The sequence below is a fragment of the Paenibacillus konkukensis genome (assembly GCF_023523925.1).
Classification (GTDB): Bacteria; Bacillota; Bacilli; order Paenibacillales; family NBRC-103111; genus Paenibacillus_S; species Paenibacillus_S doosanensis.
Map to the genome: position 1 here is coordinate 4,446,990 of NZ_CP027059.1, position 16,970 is coordinate 4,463,959.

Consider the following 16,970-nt stretch of genomic DNA (forward strand, 5'->3'; position numbering starts at 1 on the left):
CTGGCATTCACTTTTTTATCCTCAACCCGTTCAATAAATCGATGAATTGCTTTTTGGTCGCCGCCTCTTTGTCATGCTTTGAGAATTCCAGTACGTAGATATTATTGTCTTGTACCGCGATGACGGCGAAATAGACGTCATGTGTGCCGGTCAGACCGGAGGCGGCTGTACCGTTATCAGCGTCGAGAGTGTATAGCGTGCCGCTTCCGATGGGAGTATCGATCGCTTCTTCATTTGTAATTTGGCTATGGTTGGGCTTATACAATTTGAAGTCAAAATCGTCAGTATACGGGTACACGGTAACGCTCCCGAGATTGACGCCGTTCTCGTCGGTTAGGGATGCCTCAAGGCGGTTGTCCGTACCGACAATTAACAACGGTTCTGTTGATTCTTCGGTATTGTTGGTTGCTGAATAAAGAGCCTGTCCCCATTGACCCATAAGGATCAGGTCGTGATTAGTGCGAGGATCTCCGTTACTGTATACAATAAGTGAGCCTGGTCCGTCATCTGCCGCTTCAAAATAATCCCCGTTATCACATTTCACATAACCGAATTTCATTCCAGGTTCTGCTGGGGTGTTTTCAGTTATGCTTCGGTACACCTTTCCAGACCAATTAAGATTTTGCGGTGGAACTTCACATGAATCTGATTTACCGATGAGTGCGGACTGCGAACGCTGATTTATTACTGGTTCAGACGTTGGCGAGTGGCCCTGTGGTTTTTGTGTAGAGTCACACCCGAATGAGAAAAAGAGAAGAAAACTAATCATAAATGATCCCAGCAATTTCAAACCTTATCACCGCCATATTTTAATACATCTCCTCATTAGACGAAACTAATGCGCGAAAAGTTAACACTATCTCCGGCTTTCCTGCGAATGATATATCGTCTATTGTACTAAACTTTCCAAATCCGGCTGCAATTTGTTCCGCAGAACATACAGCATGAGGGCGCCAACGAGGAACGCGACGGCATCCGCGATGACAAGCGACCAGACCACCCCGTGGAAGCCGTTCATTCGATTGGCGATAAACAACACCGGAATCAGAGTGATTCCTTGAATAACGGACATCATAAACGCGGCGGTTCCTTGCGCTGTTGCTTGGAAGATTCCTGTGAACAACGTGGTCATTCCTGTAATGAACAAGGATAAGAACGTCACATGCAAAATGTAGCTGCCCATTTCAATTAATTGCCGGTCATTCGTAAATAAACCAATCAAGTGGTCGGAAATCAGATAGACGATGATACCGAACACGACGGCTAAAGCGACAATCGCTTTAATCGTAAATCCAATAGTATGCTTCATACGAAGTTTATTGGCTGTAAAAGAGAAAGCAATCAGCGGCACGACTCCCTCGCATAAGCCCATCAAAATAAACTCCGGAAATTGCAACAGGCGTGATGAAATTCCGTAAGCCGCCACGGCCTGGTCCCCATATTCGACAAGGAAATGGTTAAAGATAAGCGACATGGCGCCCAAGAAAATACTCATTACAAAGACGGGAACTCCGATTTTGAATACATTGCACAGAATGTCCTTTGTAACCTTAAACCATGTGACGGAGATCGTTAGGAATTGGCTCTTAGATCCCATATGAAAGGCATAGAATGCACTTGCAACCAGATTGGAAATGACCGTGGCAGACGCAACGCCGATTACGCCCCAATGGAAGACGAAGATGACTAGAGCATCGAGAATAATATTGACGACAACACTCAGAATCATACCAGTCATCGACGTGATTGCCGCCCCCTCGGAGCGCGCGATATTCTCCAGCGTGAAGAAGAGTATGACGAATGGTGAGCCGATAAGCATAACCGTGACGTAGTCTTTCGTGAATCCGAAGGAGTCAGGCGTTGCCCCCAGGCCATGAACGATAGGATCGATTAACGGGAGACCGACGGCCATCACGACAACACCGAGAACCAAACTGCTATAAAAGGCGAATGAGGATACATGCTTGACATCGTCAAATTTTTTCTCTCCCAGCAAACGGGAGATGAATGTACCGCCGCCGATACCGATCAAGTTGCCTAGCGCCATAATGATCGCGAATAACGGCAAGGTTAATGCGAGTGCGGTTAACATGGCCGTATTGCCCAGCGTGCCAAGGAAATAGGCATTCAAGATGGAATAGATGACACTCATTGACGTGCCTAGCATCATCGGTACGGCGAAGTGAGCTACGGCTTTGGCGACCGGCGCTTTTTCAAAGTAATGAAGATTTTCTGCATCCATGCGGGTCACTACTTTCTGTTATTTATTTTGTCTCCAAACTAACAGTGTTAGGTTGTGACTTACAGTGTTAGATGATATCATGAACTTATGAGCCTGTAAAGCATAAACTTACACTGTTAGATAAAAGGGCGGATACCAATGAAGAAGCAGCAGCCTTCGATTTCGGAGGAAAAGATTTTGGAAGCCTCGTGGGAGCTTCTGGGGGAGGAGGGCATCGAGAAGTTCAGCTTAAGACGATTGGCCGACCGGCTTGGGATTCAGGCGCCGTCTTTGTACTGGTATTTCAAGAGCAAGCAGCATCTTTACCAGCGTCTGGCCAACCATGTATCGAAAATGATTCTGGATGAGTTCCACGCCGAGGGGGACTGGAAGGAGCAGCTGACGGGGCTAGCGGCAACGGTACGAAGCGTGCTCAGCCGGTATCCCTGCTCCACGCAGCTGATGATGATGACGCTGCCCCACGAACCGGACATCATCCGGTTCACCAACCGTATGCTGCTCTGCGTGGAATCGACGCCGCTTGAGCAAGCGCAGAAAATGCAAGTGGTTACTACGCTTGTGAACTATGTCTTCTACTTCGTTCTGGACGATTATCAGCATGAACGCAATGTCTCCGCTATCCTTAAAGATCAGGGAGTGCTTCCGGGGGAGGAGATGACTCGCCTTCTGGATTCGATGAGCGAGACGGATGCGGGACTGTTCCGGAGAATGTTCACGAACGGGCTGTTCGAGCTGATGGGGAGCGATACGGCATTTGAGTTCGGTGTGAAGCTGATTCTGTTAGGGATTGAACAGGTGATCAAGGAGCAGGAGAAGTAGAACGCCAAAAAACCGCTCATCTGGTATCGGATGGGCGGTGGCGGAAGAAGAAAGAAGTTCACAATGCAAACAATCCGGCTACAACAGCGAGCGGAAGCTTCCAACGACTGCAGGACACGACGAAATCATCGCACTCCTAAGCGGCGGCGAAGCCGCTCACAACCCATCAACCCCTCTGCTCCGAAGTACGGACAGCTCTCTCAGGCTGCCGCCGCTGTCCCGCCTTCATTAAGAAAATGAGCAGGAACGCATAAATCGCGGACAAGATCAGAACAAATTCAAGCGCGACGGTAAAGGCGTGTGCATAACGCGCATGAGCGTCGGGCAAATCGGAAATATCCAAAGCTCTGTAGAAGAAGATTCCGACAAAGCATACGCCGAGCGCGGTGCTGAGCTGGGTCGTTGTCGTCAAAACCCCGGAAGCCGCCCCTATATTCTCCTGACGCACCTTGGATAGAATGGTTCCGATAAGCGGCGCGGCGCAGGTGCCTTGGCCGACGCCAATGATGAATAAACTCGGCCAAAGCGCATTCCAAACAAGATGACCGCCGTCATGATGGACAATTTCCAATGTGTATCCTATGCCGACTGCCGTAATTACAGCTCCGGCCAGTAGAACGGCCGGCCCAAACTTGCCCACGAGCTTGGGCGATGCCAGTGAAGCGAGGAAGAAGCCGATACCCAGCGGCAAATACGTTAACCCCGACGTTAGAGCAGAGTAGCCGAAGCCCTGCTGCAGCATCACGGCTAACGTGAAGAACAGCGCTGAAGCGATCGCGTAAAAGACGAGAATGAGCGAGATGCCGAGGCTGAAGGAACGATCGCGGAAAAGCGACGGAGCGAGCAGCGGCGATTTTCCATTTTCAAGTAGTTTGCGCTCATATATAATAAACAGTGTCAAACATATCGGGAAGCAGGCAAGCAAGATGAACGACCATGTCGGCCACCCCGCCTCGCGTCCTTGAACGAGCGGAAATGCGAGCGCCAGCAGGCTTGCTGTTAGAATGAGTGCGCCGGTCAGATCAAGGCGTCTGGCTGCAGGGTTGCGCGACTCTTGGAGCAGCGGGATACCGGCCAGTAAAGCGATCACACCAATCGGGACATTCACGAGAAACACGGAACGCCATCCCAAGTCGAGCAGGTTTTGGCTGATAAGGTAACCGCCGAGCAGTTGCCCGGATACTGTGGCTATGCCGATGGTCGCACCGTACAAACCGATGGCTTTCGCTTTTTCATTCTCGGGAAAGCTCACTTGTATCATGGCGAGCACTTGCGGCATCATGGCCGCCGCCGTTACGCCCTGAAGCACGCGAAACAAGATCAAATACATCGCCGAGGAGGCCATGCCGCATAGCGCCGAAGCGATCACAAATCCCAGCATCCCCGACAGAAACAGGCGTTTGCGCCCAAACATATCGCCGAGCCGGCTCCCGGTAATCAGCAGAACGGCATAAGCAAGCGTATAGCCCGCAAGAATAAACTGAATATCCGAGGCGCTTGCCTGTAAATCGGATTGGATGGAGGGGATAGCGACGTTGACGATAAAAGAATCAAGCAAAGCCATAAATGTCGCTGACAACACTACCGCCAAAGCCCACCATCTGCGAGGATCGAGCGGCGCTTCATTCGTTTTGGTCACTTTAATCACCTTTTTCAACAAAGTTATATCCCAATCTTAGATGAAAAAGGTTTTTTTGTAAGAATACCGTTTATACGATTATAAAAAATAATACCTAGATCGGGGGAAGCGAGTGTGGAAGAAGATTTGAAACGCCGCAAAGAGTTAGGGGCTTTCTTGAAATCGCGCCGATCGCGCTTATCTCCATCCGACCTTGGGTTTCAAAGCGCGCCGCATCGCCGGGCCAAAGGGCTTCGCCGCGAAGAAGTGGCGGATATGGCCGGGGTAAGCAATATTTGGTATACGTGGCTTGAACAGGGGCGGGACGTTCGGCCCTCTTCCCAGGTACTGGACAGTTTGGGCAAGGCGCTGCAATTGAACCGATACGAGCTGCTGCATTTATATACGCTTGCCGAGCACCGTCCGCCCGTCAAAGAATGGACGCCCGACATTGACTTGGATCAGTCTGTGCAGCGGATGCTGGATAAATTGGAGCCCTTCCCCGCTTACGTAAGAGGACCGAGGTGGGATACGCTCGCTTGGAACCATGCGGCTTGCGAGCTGTTCGGCGACTTTAACCGGATGAACGTTCTGGAAAGAAACAGCTTGTGGCGGATGTTCGCCCGACCCGATTATCCCGATTTACTGCCGGATTGGCCGCATGTAGCCCAGAGCCTCTTGGCCCAATTTCGCACTAGCTACGGCCAGCACATCGGCGACCCTTCGTTCGAGGAATTGGTTGACTTACTTAAGAAGACGAGCGAAAAGTTCAATCAATGGTGGGAAAATCATGAGGTGCTGGGTGTTCCGCTTGGACTGAAAAGGTTCAATCACCCCAAGCTCGGCATACTCGCGTTCGAGCATCAGTCGCTTACCGTCGCGGATTATCCCGATTTAAAGATGACAGTATATATCCCGGCTCAAGCGGATACCCCTTGAGCCGGGGATTGCTCCCAAGCAGCCGGAAGGCATCCAGCCGTTACGTTGTGCGAGAGGAACCGTACCCTAAGAGCCTGTTCGATGAACCACGCGTACAATAGTAACTCCGTCGGGCAGACTCCTAAATAATAGCGAACATGCAAACAAAGCCTTAACCCTGATGATAGGGCTAAGGCTTATTATTCATTAAGCTAGTCTCATCTTAAAATCCTGATAGCCGAACTCGCGTACGATACGGCAATTGCCGTCTTTATCCTGCACGGCGATCGCAGGCAGCGGCATGCCGTTGAACGTGTTGGTTTTGACCATGGAGTAGATCGCCATATCCTCAAACACCAATCTGTCGCCGCATTTCAGGGGCTGATCGAAGGAATAGTCTCCGATGACATCGCCCGTAAGACAGGTCGGCCCGCCAAGCCGATACGTGTATGGCTTCTCCCCGGCTTCGCCCGAGCCGATCAGCGGCGGACGATAAGGCATTTCCAGAACATCCGGCATATGGCAGGTAGCCGACGTGTCCACGATCGCAATCTCCATGCCGTTCCGATGGATATCCAGTACGGATGTGACCATGTAGCCCGCATTCAGCGCGATGGCTTCTCCCGGTTCGAGATAGACCTCCAAACCATATTTCTCCTGCATTCTCTTAATGCAAGCTTCCAATCTCGGAATATCATAATCTTCTCTCGTAATATGGTGACCGCCGCCGAAATTGATCCATTCCATTTGCGATAGCCATGGCCCGAACTTGTCTTCGACCGCATTCAGCGTGGTCTCCAAATCGTCCGAGTTCTGTTGGCAAAGAGTATGGAAGTGCAGTCCCGAAACGCCCTCAAGCTGTTCCGGCCGGAAATCCTCCCGTTTTACGCCAAATCTGGACCCCGGCGAACAAGGATCATAGATTTCATGTCCCACTTGCGTCGAACATTCCGGATTGATGCGAAGGCCTACTTTTCTGCCGGCGGACAAAGCCTTATCTTTATACTTCTCCAGTTGAGAGAAGGAATTAAAAATAATATGGTCGCAGATGGTCAGGATCTCGTCGATTTCATTCTCACGGTAGGCAGGGGCAAACACGTGATTTTCCTTGCCCATTTCTTCGTGGCCCAGCCGCGCTTCGAATAAACCGCTCGCGGTCGTGCCGCTTAAGTATTTTCCGATGAGCGGATACATCTCGGTCATGGAAAAAGCTTTTTGCGCGAGCACGATTTTGGCTCCCGTACGCTGCATGACGCCGCTTAAGATATTCAGGTTTTTTTCAATGAGCGCTTCATCGACGACAAAACAAGGTGTAGGTAATTCCTCAAACCGCATATTAACGAACGAGCTCCGGCTGTTTAGATTCCTCAGGCAATGCGTCGACAAGCACCGGATTAAAGTCTTCTACCCATGGAAGTCCCCATTTGTTCAGCTCTTCCATGAATGGGTCCGGATCGAACTCTTCGATATTAAATACGCCCGGTTTATTCCATTTGCCGGTAAGGATCATGGCCGCGCCGATCATGGCAGGCACGCCGGTCGTATAGGAGATGGCTTGGGAGCCGACTTCTCTATAGCACTCCTGATGGTCGCAAACGTTGTAGACATAGTAAGTCTTGTCTTGGCCGTCTTTTTTCCCTTTGAAGATACAACCGATGTTCGTTTTGCCCACCGTACGAGGTCCCAGGGAAGCCGGGTCCGGGAGCACAGCTTTCAGGAATTGAAGCGGAATGATCTTTTTCCCTTCGTATTCGATCGGTTCGATGGAGGTCATTCCTACGTTTTCAAGCGCCTTTAAGTGCATGAGATAGCTTTGGCCGAAGGTCATGAAGAAACGGATGCGTTTCAGTCCAGGCATGTTTTGCGCAAGGGATTCAAGCTCTTCATGGTACAGCAGGTACATGTCCTTTTGGCCGACTTCAGCGAAGTTATACTCGCGTTTGATTTCCATCGGCTTCGTTTCGATCCATTCCCCGTTTTCCCAGTAACGTCCGTTGGCGGACACTTCGCGAATGTTGATTTCCGGGTTGAAGTTGGTTGCGAAAGGATAGCCGTGATCCCCGCCGTTGCAATCCAGGATGTCGATATATTCAATTTCGTCAAAATAATGTTTCAGCGCATAAGCAGAAAATACGCCGGTTACGCCTGGATCGAATCCGCTGCCCAGAAGAGCTGTAATACCTGCTTTTTCGAAGCGTTCGCGGTACTCCCATTGCCATTTGTATTCGAATTTGGCCGTATCTTCCGGCTCATAGTTGGCTGTATCCATATAGTGTGTTTTGGTGGCTAGGCAAGCATCCATGATCGTCAAATCTTGGTAAGGCAGAGCCAGGTTCATAACGATATCCGGTTGGAATTCGGTAATCAGATCAATCAGATCTTCCACGATGTCTGCATCGACCTGTGCGGTTGTAATTTTGGTTTTGCCGCCGTCCAACTTTGCTTTCAATTCATCGCATTTGGATTTCGTGCGGCTAGCGATACAAATTTCTTCGAACACCTCGCTGTTTTGCACACATTTATGAATTGCTACAGAAGCTACGCCGCCAGCGCCGATGATTAGTGCTTTTCCCATGTTTCAATCTCCTGTTCCGAATAAATTATTTTTTTCAATGAAAGAACTATAACAAAAAAAGCAAGCGAAACACGCACCATGCGCATCACACTTGCTTCGATATAATCAAATAATAAGACAGTTCCATTAAGAATGGCCGGACAAACCACTTATGTGCTCGTCAATCAGCCATAAAACTCATCGTTTCATGGAAAAGCCCTTAATATTCAAATATACGGTGTTAGGATCAGAGTCTATATAGCAAATAATTACTTTTACCACTCTTATTGATCGTTTCACAAGTTGTGTGCGTGTGCACCGGTTGTAAAGTAACCAACTTATAAAATTTGAGCTCTTAACTCCATCAATAAGGCAACGAAAGTTGCCAATCGGCATTTGACCAGCTGTCCGTATGGCTTTTGCTTCCTATAAAGGAAGTGGTCAAAGATTATCTGCTTGGAAAGATCCTACATGTATTGAATATTAGCTTTCCAAAAATTATGCTACTTCATAATAGCAGGATTAAAGGTATTGAGCAAGAGGAAATTTAAAGCAAACATGATTTTGTCGAAAAACAGCGAATGAAACACCGAATGAAATATCAAATTCAAAATATTTGACGCGCCGCGGCGGGTTTTTTTTACCGATGAAGCTATCGGATGCTAAGGTTAGCGTACTTTCGCCAAGAGATACTGAATGCCAAGATTCATCGAAATAACATTTTTAAAAAACAAGCGTATTATTTTCTGCAACAACACATTTGTGTATAGGGTGAGACCAACTGAAAATAAAGCGCTGGTTATGGAATAATTTACCATACACATGCGAACAAATCCATCTAAAATCATCGCTCTCGGAATGAGTATAAAAGATGTCTTTCATAATTCTTTCATTCCGCTCTGTTACACTGTTTAAAGGTCATGCTTCTCGGGGGCGTTGGCGAGGCAGCCTGCCAAGGTGAATACAAGATGCGGAAATGGGGATGAAATGTTGAAAAAGCAGTTGGCCATATTATTAATCGTTTTGCTTGTAGGAGTGCCTTTTCTGGGCGCTTGGCCATTACGGGCCGAGGCCGATTATGCTTTCAGCGGCGGAGGGGACGGAAGTCTGGAGCATCCCTACGTCATTCTGACGGCGGAGGATTTGAATCACGTCCGGGAGCACTTGCACTCGGACTACAGGCTCGGGGCAGATATCGATTTGTCCTCGTTTGCAAACTGGGTGCCAATCGGAACTGGCAGCAGCAGCTTTTTTGGCGGCAATTTTGACGGCGGTCATTACACGATCAGCAACCTGACCATCGATTCCTCTTTGCCATATGTAGGTTTGTTCGGATATGCTCAATCTGCTATCGCAGCTCCGAACCTAACGAAGATCAAAAATGTGCGGCTGGAGAATGTGCAGATCACGAGCCGATCTTCAACTGCTAATGTTGGTGGATTGGCAGGGTCTACTGATGCCTGGACAGCAGTGGATGGCGTTTCTGTGAGCGGTGAAATAACCGGCGCAGGTTCTTGGGTTGGGGGTATAACAGGACAATCGGTCTATAGTATATCCAACAGCGATGCGCATGTTCATATAAACGGCAATTTCAGATATGCAGGGGGATTAACCGGGTACAATACATACGGCATTACAGAAAGCTATGCAACCGGCGATGTGACAGTGACTGGCAATTTTAATTATGCTGGGGGGCTGGTCGGATATATACTCGGGGACGTATCCAACAGCTATGCAACTGGCCGTATTGAAGCTAGTAACCCTAGCAGCTCTGTAGGCGGGTTAATAGGTTTCGTAGGGAGAAACATTATGAATAGCTACGCGTCAGGGACGCTGATTAAAGCTGCCGGAAGCGGATATATCGGAGGGTTAGTTGGCGATAGTCATTCTTTTATGCCCTATACCATTACCCATTCATACTGGAATATAACAGATAATCCGGGTCTGAACGCACTGGGATATGGGGGGGCTGGAGCGGACGGGGCTATTGAGAAGTCCGATATGAAGGATATGATTGCTTCAGGAGGATGGGACCCGATGATATGGGGTATTCAGGAGGGAATCGACACCCCTTACTTGAAGACATTTTCCCCTGAGTTAAAGGTCGCGCCTATTTCAACTACTTATGACACAGAGCCGGCCGGCAATGCGCTTGAAGTTTCGGGTTATGTCCGGGATGGAAGCATCGGAGAGCCCTTGACGCTTCGCATAGCGATACAAAACCGTACGGATGCGACCGTGACCGATTATGTATATGAAATGCCTGCTACAGGCGGCAATCAGGCTTTTAATTGGTCAACGCCAATCGATGATCAGCGCTACCCGGCAGGGCCGTATACACTGTATATTACGGTGGAAGATACGGTCGCGGGACACGAACAACAGGAGTCATTCTCATTCGATGTGAATGACGTAACCGCCCCGCCCGTGCCGAGCGTGACGAGCCCGACTAGCGGACAGGTGCTGAGGCAGTCCGCTCCGGTGATCAGCGGTACGGCGGAAGCGGGCAGCACGGTGACGATTGTGCTGGACGGGAATGAGGCGGGAACGGTAACCGCGGATGCAAGCGGGAACTGGTATGGGGTGCCGGTATTGGCGCTGAGCGAAGGCGCGCACACGGTACAGGCGAAGGCGGCAGACGCAGCGGGGAATGCGAGCGCGCCCTCGGCAGCGCGTCCGTTTACAGTGGACACCATCGCGCCTACTGCGCCGAGCATTACAAGCCCGACTAGCGGACAGGCGCTAGGGCAGTCCGCGCCGGTGATCAGCGGTACGGCGGAAGCGGGCAGCACGGTGACGATTGTGCTGGACGGAAATGAGGCGGGAACGGCAATTGCGGATGCAAGCGGGAGCTGGACGTGGACGCCGTCATCGGCGCTGAGCGAAGGCGCGCACACGGTACAGGCGAAGGCGGCAGACGGAGCGGGGAATGCGAGCGCGCCCTCGGCAGCGCGTCCGTTTACAGTGGACACCATCGCGCCTACTGCGCCGAGCATCACAAGCCCGACGAGCGGACAGGTGCTGAGGCAGTCCGCTCCGGTGATCAGCGGTAAGGCGGAAGCGGGCAGCACGGTGACGATTGTGCTGGACGGAAATGAGGCGGGAACGGCAATTGCGGATGCAAGCGGGAGCTGGACGTGGACGCCGTCATCGGCGCTGAGCGAAGGGGCGCACACGGTGCAGGCGAAGGCGACAGACGCAGCGGGGAATGTGAGCGCGCCCTCGGCAGCGCGTCCGTTTACAGTGGACACAACGGCGCCGACGGCAACGGTTTCCAGTGCTGGAGGCGGCACGGTCAACGCATCTTTCCCCGTAACCATCACTTTTAGCGAAGCTGTTCAGGGGTTTGCGGAACAAGATTTGGTGATCGAGAATGGGGCGGTATCGAATTTGGTTACCGTGACCTCGATGGTGTATTCGGCTACCGTTAGCCCGATGACTAGCGGGCAAGCCGTGAAAGTAACCGTAGCGGCAGGGGCCGCAGAGGATGCCGCAGGTAACGCTAATCCTCAATCGAACACGTTGCTTGTCCAGTATGATACGACCAAGCCGGTTGCCGCCTTCGGTAACTTTACGCCTGGTCAGCTTTTTCAAGTACCGCCTGCAGCGGTTACCGTGTCTGTCTATGAAGCGGTATATTGGATTGCAGGAGGAGCCCCGTTAGATGCCGGGAATGCATTACCGCTCATCAGCATGGAGAAAGACGGCGAAGCCTTTACGGCCTATACGGCAAGCTTTGATGCGGGTTCCCATGTATTTACTTTAAGTTTGAACGGCACCGTGCAGGACGGAGAGTATAGAGTACTGATAGCCGGGAATGCGGTGAGAAATGTATACTATAATGTTCTCGATGCAGCGCGTGCGAGCTTTACGATCGATCAGACCCCGCCCGCGGTTCCTGCACTACTAGCGCCGGCGAACGGGCTGCAGGCGAATACGAGCTTGCCGACGATCAGCGGCACGGCGGAGCCGGGAACAGCGGTGACCATCCGGCTGGATGGTATGGATGCCGCTACGGTAACGGCAGCGGCTGACGGGAGCTGGACATGGACGCCAGACGCAGCGCTGAGCGAAGGCGCGCATACAGTGAGCGCAAGCGCAACGGACGCCGCGGGGAATACGGGGAGCTTCTCGGCGGAGCATACGTTCAAAGTGGACACAACCGCCCCAGTGACGCCAGTGCTCGTAGCGCCAACGAACGGAGAGTGGACGAATGCTGCTGCACCGACGATCAGCGGCACGGCGGAGCCGGGGACCGTAGCGACCATCCGGCTGGATGGAACGGATGCCGCTACGGTAACGGTAGCGGGGGATGGAAGCTGGTCATGGATGCCAAGCTCAGCATTGACCGAAGGTGCGCATACGGTGAGTGCGGGCGCGACGGATGCAGCAGGGAATACGGGGGGCTTCTCGGCGGAGCATACGTTTACGGTAGATACGCAGCCTCCGGTTATTACGCTTGTGGGTGATGCTTGGATCGTTCTTGCAGCGGGAGCCGCTTTTATGGACCCTGGCGCAACGGTGACGGATTTGGAAGAAAGCATACCGGTTACGATTACAGGCAGCGTCGATCCTCAAGTGCCAGGCACATATATCCTGCAATACGATGCGCAGGATAGCGCAGGGAATGCTGCGGTACCCGTGACGCGTACTGTACAAGTGAACGGGAGGAATACGGGAAGTAAAGGAAACGGCAGCACTAAGGCAGCATCTAATAATGCGAACCTTACTCAGCTTATTGTGAAAGCGAACGGAGATGCACTGTCGTTAACGCCGGCATTTGCAGCAGACAAGACAAGCTATCGCGTTGAAACGTCAGCAGACGAGGTATCGATAGAAGCAGTCGCTTCTGATGGCCAGGCGCTTGTAAGCCTGGGAGAAGCCATACTGGTTGGGAAGGAGACCGTCGCTCTTGCAAAGGGAGACAATGTGTTTGAGATTATCGTCAAAGCGGAGAACGGCACAGTCAAGTCGTACAGCTTGACGGTTCAGCGTCAGACAGAGGCTGCGCCATCACCATTGCCAGTGCCAGCGGAGCACCCGGTTTGTACATTCCTTGATATCAAGGGTCATTGGGCAGAGCCGAACATTTGTGAAGCCGCAGAGAAGGGGATTGTAAATGGGCATTCGGAGACTGAATTTGACCCGCAGGGGCTTGTTACACGTGTCGAGTTTGCGGCTATGCTGCTTCGCACACTAGGGGCTGCCTCCGGACCTGCGGCGGATAAAGTATTTACCGACCAGAACCAGATCCCCGCTTGGGCAACAAGTACGGTAAGTAAGGCGGTGGAGAGCGGCATCTTACAGGGATACCCGGACGGTTCACTTCGACCCATACAGACTGTGAGCCGATCGGAGATGGCTGCCATGATGGTTAGGGCCATGAAGTGGAATGTCGAACAAGGACAGATGACTTCCTTTGCCGATGATGCCGATATTCCGATTTGGGCAAAAGGATACATCTATGCCGCTGCCAAGCAGGGGCTGCTGAATGGACGCGAAGGCAATCGAGTCAGCCCGTCTGAGCCGGCTACACGGGCGGAAGCGGCCACGATCCTGTTGCGGCTGCAGCATGTTCTTGACGATATGCCCGTGAATCAACACATTAGAAATCAACTATGATTTGATAAGGCAGTAGATTCAGGCCGGTCCCGGTACGTCATTCTTAATGACATAACGGATCGGCCTTTTTTTGTTCTTGCGCAAAGCGGGTAAGCCTTATAGAAACAGACTCCACGGTCGATATATACATAGAGAGAGTCAACGCTTCGGATGAGGTTGAATGCATCTCTTTAAATCAAACCTGAGGGGCCTATCTATGGCTACAACCATGCAGCTTGTCTTGATGATTGCTTCAGTCATACTGATGTGCATCATCTTTGTCTTTTTATACCGTTTCAGAAAAGAACGCGGTATCGGCTATCTGATCGGCGTCATCGTGTGCCGAATGATTTATGCAGCGGGTGTTATTCTTGAAAATAGCAGCGATGCCTTAATGGAAAAGCTTGTTTTTCGCAATATTCATCAAACGGCGGTAAACTTAATGGTCCCCTTCTTTGTCTTGTTCGTACTTGAATTGGTCGCCTACGACAAGTTGTTAAGGACACGCGGGAAGATCCTGTTTATCTTGGCGTTCGCGCTCTGGTCGATGCTGATGTGGTTCGATTCAGATCTTCATGTAATCTATCGCAGGATTGAACTCCATAATGGTCATTTATTAGCGACGAAAAGCATCTACTCGATCACTTTCAGCATGATTTGCTGTAGTATTCTGGTTGTAAGCTTTTATTTGCTATTTCAGTATATACGGAATATTCGTAAAGATTTGCGGAACCCGGGGATGTGGGTTCTGTTTCTGATCTCCTTTTCGTTTATGATAGAGATTGTCAAGCTGGTCAGACCGGAATGGTCGCCATGGCTGATACCGATGTCGGTCTACTGCAGTTTCTTGGGCATGTTAGTTCTCATTATTATACTGCGGTATAAGTTTTTCTCTCTCGTTCCTTTTGCCAGAAATATTGTACTGGATACGCTTCAGGAAAGTATTCTGATTGCAAATGCTTCAGGCAAGGTGATCGATAGCAATCAACAGGCCCTCCATTGGTTTTCAAAGCTGGGGCATGCATCTATTTCCGGTCGGAATATCTCGGAGCTACTGGCGCAGTGGCCCGATTGGAATGGGCTGTGCCAGTCTATGCAGCAAGGCAATGTAGAGATCGACGCTTGGCTGGATGGAGAACGAAAAATGTACAGTGTGAACGTATATCCGCTGCATACGCTGCGAAGGCAAGGGCAGGGAAGTATTTCTCTGATCTTCGATATTACGGAGAAGCAGCGCCATCTGGAGCAGATTGCGCAGCTCAATCAGTTGAAGGATCAATTGTTTACGATCGTGTCGCACGATATTCGCAGTCCGCTGGCGCTGCAATTTCAACTCATTGAATTGCTGGAGGACGATCGAGACCGTCTCGGTAAGGATCACCGGGAGATTGTGGAGATGCTGGGCGACCAGATTCGGAATACGCTTGGAATGACTACCAATTTGCTGGAATGGTTTCGCAGCCAGCGGGAAGACATGGCTCTTCGTCCGCAGTTAGTGGAGCTGTCTGAGGTTGTGGAGGATGGTTGCCATGCGCTGCATATTAAAAGCGAGGGCAAACAGATCAGGCTGCATAATAACATTGCCTCGGGCACTCATGTGTATGCCGATCGGGAAGCGCTTGGATTAATTATTCGTAATTTGTTATCCAACGCGGTTAAATTTACCGGATTGGGCGGCTCCGTCCATGTACATGCTCAGTTATCGGGAGACATGGTGATCGTTTCCGTCCGCGATAATGGAATCGGTATGGAAGAGGAGCAGGCTCGTCGGCTATTTAGCGATAAGCAGCTCCGTTCCTTGCCCGGCACTATGGGAGAGGTGGGCGCAGGACTTGGACTTCTCGTAAGCCGTCAGTTCGTACAACGAAGCGGCGGGAGCATATGGGTAGAAAGCAAAGCAGGGCAAGGCAGCGTAGTTTACTTCACCATGAGAGGGGAACAGCGTGATGAAAGTTCTCATAGTTGACGATGAGCCTGCCATGCTGTTTGCTATGAAGCGGATGTTATCGACTATGCAAGGCGTTGAGCTTGTCGGAAGCTTCCAGCATGCGGAGGAGGCGCTGAACTTCGTCCGGAGCGGGGATGTGGATCTAGCATTTCTCGACATTAAGATCGCTAGGGATGACGGATTGGAGCTGGCCCGCCGCCTGCGTTCGCTTCGCACGGAGCTTGACATCGTGTTTACCACCTCGCATTCGGAATTTGCGCTTCATGCTTACGATGTTTATCCGTTGGACTATATGGTTAAGCCGATTTCCAGAAATCGCCTGGCCCAGACGGTTGCTCAAGCAGCCGGCAGACGCCGTGCTTCTTCTGATGAAGCGGGCGGCCGCGCCGTTAATCGGCTTACGGTTCGGGGCATGGGCGGCTTCGAGGCCAGTAGTCAGCAAGCGGGTACTGTAAAATGGATTTCCAAAAAAAGTATGGAGTTATTCGCCTATTTGCTCGTTAACCGGGGGCGAAGCGTAACCAAAATCCGCATTTTGGAGGATATTTTCCCGGAGAGGCCTCTTAAAAATGCAGAAGCGTATCTTCATACGGCGGTTTATCAGCTTAGGAAGGCGTTGTCGCCGCATGGGTACAAGGAAATGCTCATTTCAGCGCAAGAACAGTATCGTGTAGACTTGGAACAAGCCGACGTCGACTTTATTCAATTTGAGCACGACATGAAGCAATTATCTGAAATCAACGAAGCGAATTCAGCCGCGGCAATCGATCTGGAGAAACAGTTTGCAGGCGAGCTGTTCGAGAATCATTCATTTGTGTGGGCAACTGCGGAACATGAGCGGTTGGGCGTCATGTACGATTCCTTCGCCGAACGTCTCGCTATCTGGCTGCTGGATCGGAAGCGATTTAGAGAAGCAGCGCAAATTGCGAGAAGACTTGTGTCCCGTAATGAATTTGAAGAAGAGTCGAATCTTCTTCTGTTGAGTATATATGGAGCCTTAGGAGATCGGCAGTCCCTACATAATCATTATGAGCATTATAAGCAACTGCTGCTTAAAGAGCTTGGCCTGCAGCCCTCGCCGGTCGTTCAACTGCTATATGAACAATATCGGTGAGCGCCTTGTCTGGCTCTTCACAAGGCAGGATCGAGGCAATGCCCTTATCCTGTCTTTTTGCGTGTTATAGGGTGTCTACCGAACTTAAGCTATTCAAATCCGGCTGCAATTTGGGTCCGCAGGACATACAAGAGCTTTATGACGTTCATACTCTCA

10 protein-coding genes and 1 pseudogene are annotated in these 16,970 nt (G+C 50.8%); 5 read left to right on the forward strand and 6 right to left on the reverse strand.

Annotated elements, in window-relative coordinates; translation table 11 throughout:
* Positions 1-7 precede the first annotated feature (7 nt).
* Entirely contained in the window at positions 8-790 is a 783-nt protein-coding gene (locus SK3146_RS19260; protein WP_249860345.1) for a hypothetical protein, read from the reverse strand.
* Positions 791-889: 99 nt separating this feature from the next.
* Positions 890-2,242 (reverse strand): MATE family efflux transporter, encoded by a 1,353-nt coding sequence (locus tag SK3146_RS19265; protein WP_249860346.1) that lies wholly within the window; start codon positions 2,240-2,242, stop codon positions 890-892.
* A gap of 138 nt (positions 2,243-2,380) precedes the next feature.
* Here SK3146_RS19265 and SK3146_RS19270 point away from each other — a divergent pair, with 138 nt between their 5' ends.
* Positions 2,381-3,061, forward strand: coding sequence for a TetR/AcrR family transcriptional regulator (locus SK3146_RS19270; protein ID WP_249860347.1), 681 nt, complete (start codon positions 2,381-2,383; stop codon positions 3,059-3,061).
* Between the two features lie 166 nt (positions 3,062-3,227).
* Here the strand turns inward: SK3146_RS19270 and SK3146_RS19275 are convergent, their stop codons facing one another.
* The gene (locus tag SK3146_RS19275; protein WP_249866365.1) at positions 3,228-4,709 is read right to left on the reverse strand and encodes an MFS transporter; all 1,482 of its coding nucleotides are present in this window, start codon (positions 4,707-4,709) and stop codon (positions 3,228-3,230) included.
* Between the two features lie 105 nt (positions 4,710-4,814).
* Between SK3146_RS19275 and SK3146_RS19280 the strand changes: the two genes are divergently transcribed.
* The gene (locus SK3146_RS19280) at positions 4,815-5,618 is read left to right on the forward strand and encodes a helix-turn-helix transcriptional regulator (RefSeq protein WP_249860348.1); all 804 of its coding nucleotides are present in this window, start codon (positions 4,815-4,817) and stop codon (positions 5,616-5,618) included.
* 186 nt (positions 5,619-5,804) lie between these two features.
* Here SK3146_RS19280 and nspC read toward each other — a convergent pair whose 3' ends face one another.
* The 3 genes and pseudogenes from nspC to SK3146_RS19295 all read right to left on the reverse strand — a co-directional run.
* Entirely contained in the window at positions 5,805-6,932 is a 1,128-nt protein-coding gene (nspC, locus tag SK3146_RS19285; RefSeq protein ID WP_249860349.1) for a carboxynorspermidine decarboxylase, read from the reverse strand.
* Position 6,933: 1 nt separating this feature from the next.
* A complete protein-coding gene (locus tag SK3146_RS19290) occupies positions 6,934-8,172 on the reverse strand; it encodes a saccharopine dehydrogenase family protein (protein WP_249860350.1) in 1,239 nt (412 codons plus the stop codon).
* Positions 8,173-8,811: 639 nt separating this feature from the next.
* A pseudogene (locus SK3146_RS19295) lies at positions 8,812-8,943 on the reverse strand (class I SAM-dependent methyltransferase); the annotation flags it as partial.
* 195 nt (positions 8,944-9,138) lie between these two features.
* Here SK3146_RS19295 and SK3146_RS19300 point away from each other — a divergent pair.
* From SK3146_RS19300 to SK3146_RS19310, 3 genes are all read left to right on the forward strand, one after another.
* A complete protein-coding gene (locus tag SK3146_RS19300; protein ID WP_249860351.1) occupies positions 9,139-13,773 on the forward strand; it encodes an Ig-like domain-containing protein in 4,635 nt (1,544 codons plus the stop codon).
* A gap of 196 nt (positions 13,774-13,969) precedes the next feature.
* Complete coding sequence (locus tag SK3146_RS19305; RefSeq protein ID WP_249860352.1) at positions 13,970-15,718, forward strand: sensor histidine kinase; 1,749 nt, start codon at positions 13,970-13,972, stop codon at positions 15,716-15,718.
* A 46-nt stretch (positions 15,719-15,764) separates the two neighbouring features.
* A complete protein-coding gene (locus tag SK3146_RS19310) occupies positions 15,765-16,814 on the forward strand; it encodes a response regulator (RefSeq protein ID WP_249866366.1) in 1,050 nt (349 codons plus the stop codon).
* Positions 16,815-16,970: the final 156 nt, after the last annotated feature.

Excerpts from the sequence above, each read along its gene's own strand:
- SK3146_RS19265 (WP_249860346.1), bottom strand. The coding sequence starts at position 2,242 with ATGGATGCAGAAAATCTTCATTACTTTGAAAAAGCGCCGGTCGCCAAA.
- SK3146_RS19270 (WP_249860347.1), top strand. The coding sequence starts at position 2,381 with ATGAAGAAGCAGCAGCCTTCGATTTCGGAGGAAAAGATTTTGGAAGCC.
- nspC (WP_249860349.1), bottom strand. The coding sequence starts at position 6,932 with ATGCGGTTTGAGGAATTACCTACACCTTGTTTTGTCGTCGATGAAGCG.
- SK3146_RS19290 (WP_249860350.1), bottom strand. The coding sequence starts at position 8,172 with ATGGGAAAAGCACTAATCATCGGCGCTGGCGGCGTAGCTTCTGTAGCA.
- SK3146_RS19300 (WP_249860351.1), top strand. The coding sequence starts at position 9,139 with ATGTTGAAAAAGCAGTTGGCCATATTATTAATCGTTTTGCTTGTAGGA.
- SK3146_RS19305 (WP_249860352.1), top strand. The coding sequence starts at position 13,970 with ATGGCTACAACCATGCAGCTTGTCTTGATGATTGCTTCAGTCATACTG.
- SK3146_RS19310 (WP_249866366.1), top strand. The coding sequence starts at position 15,765 with ATGCAAGGCGTTGAGCTTGTCGGAAGCTTCCAGCATGCGGAGGAGGCG.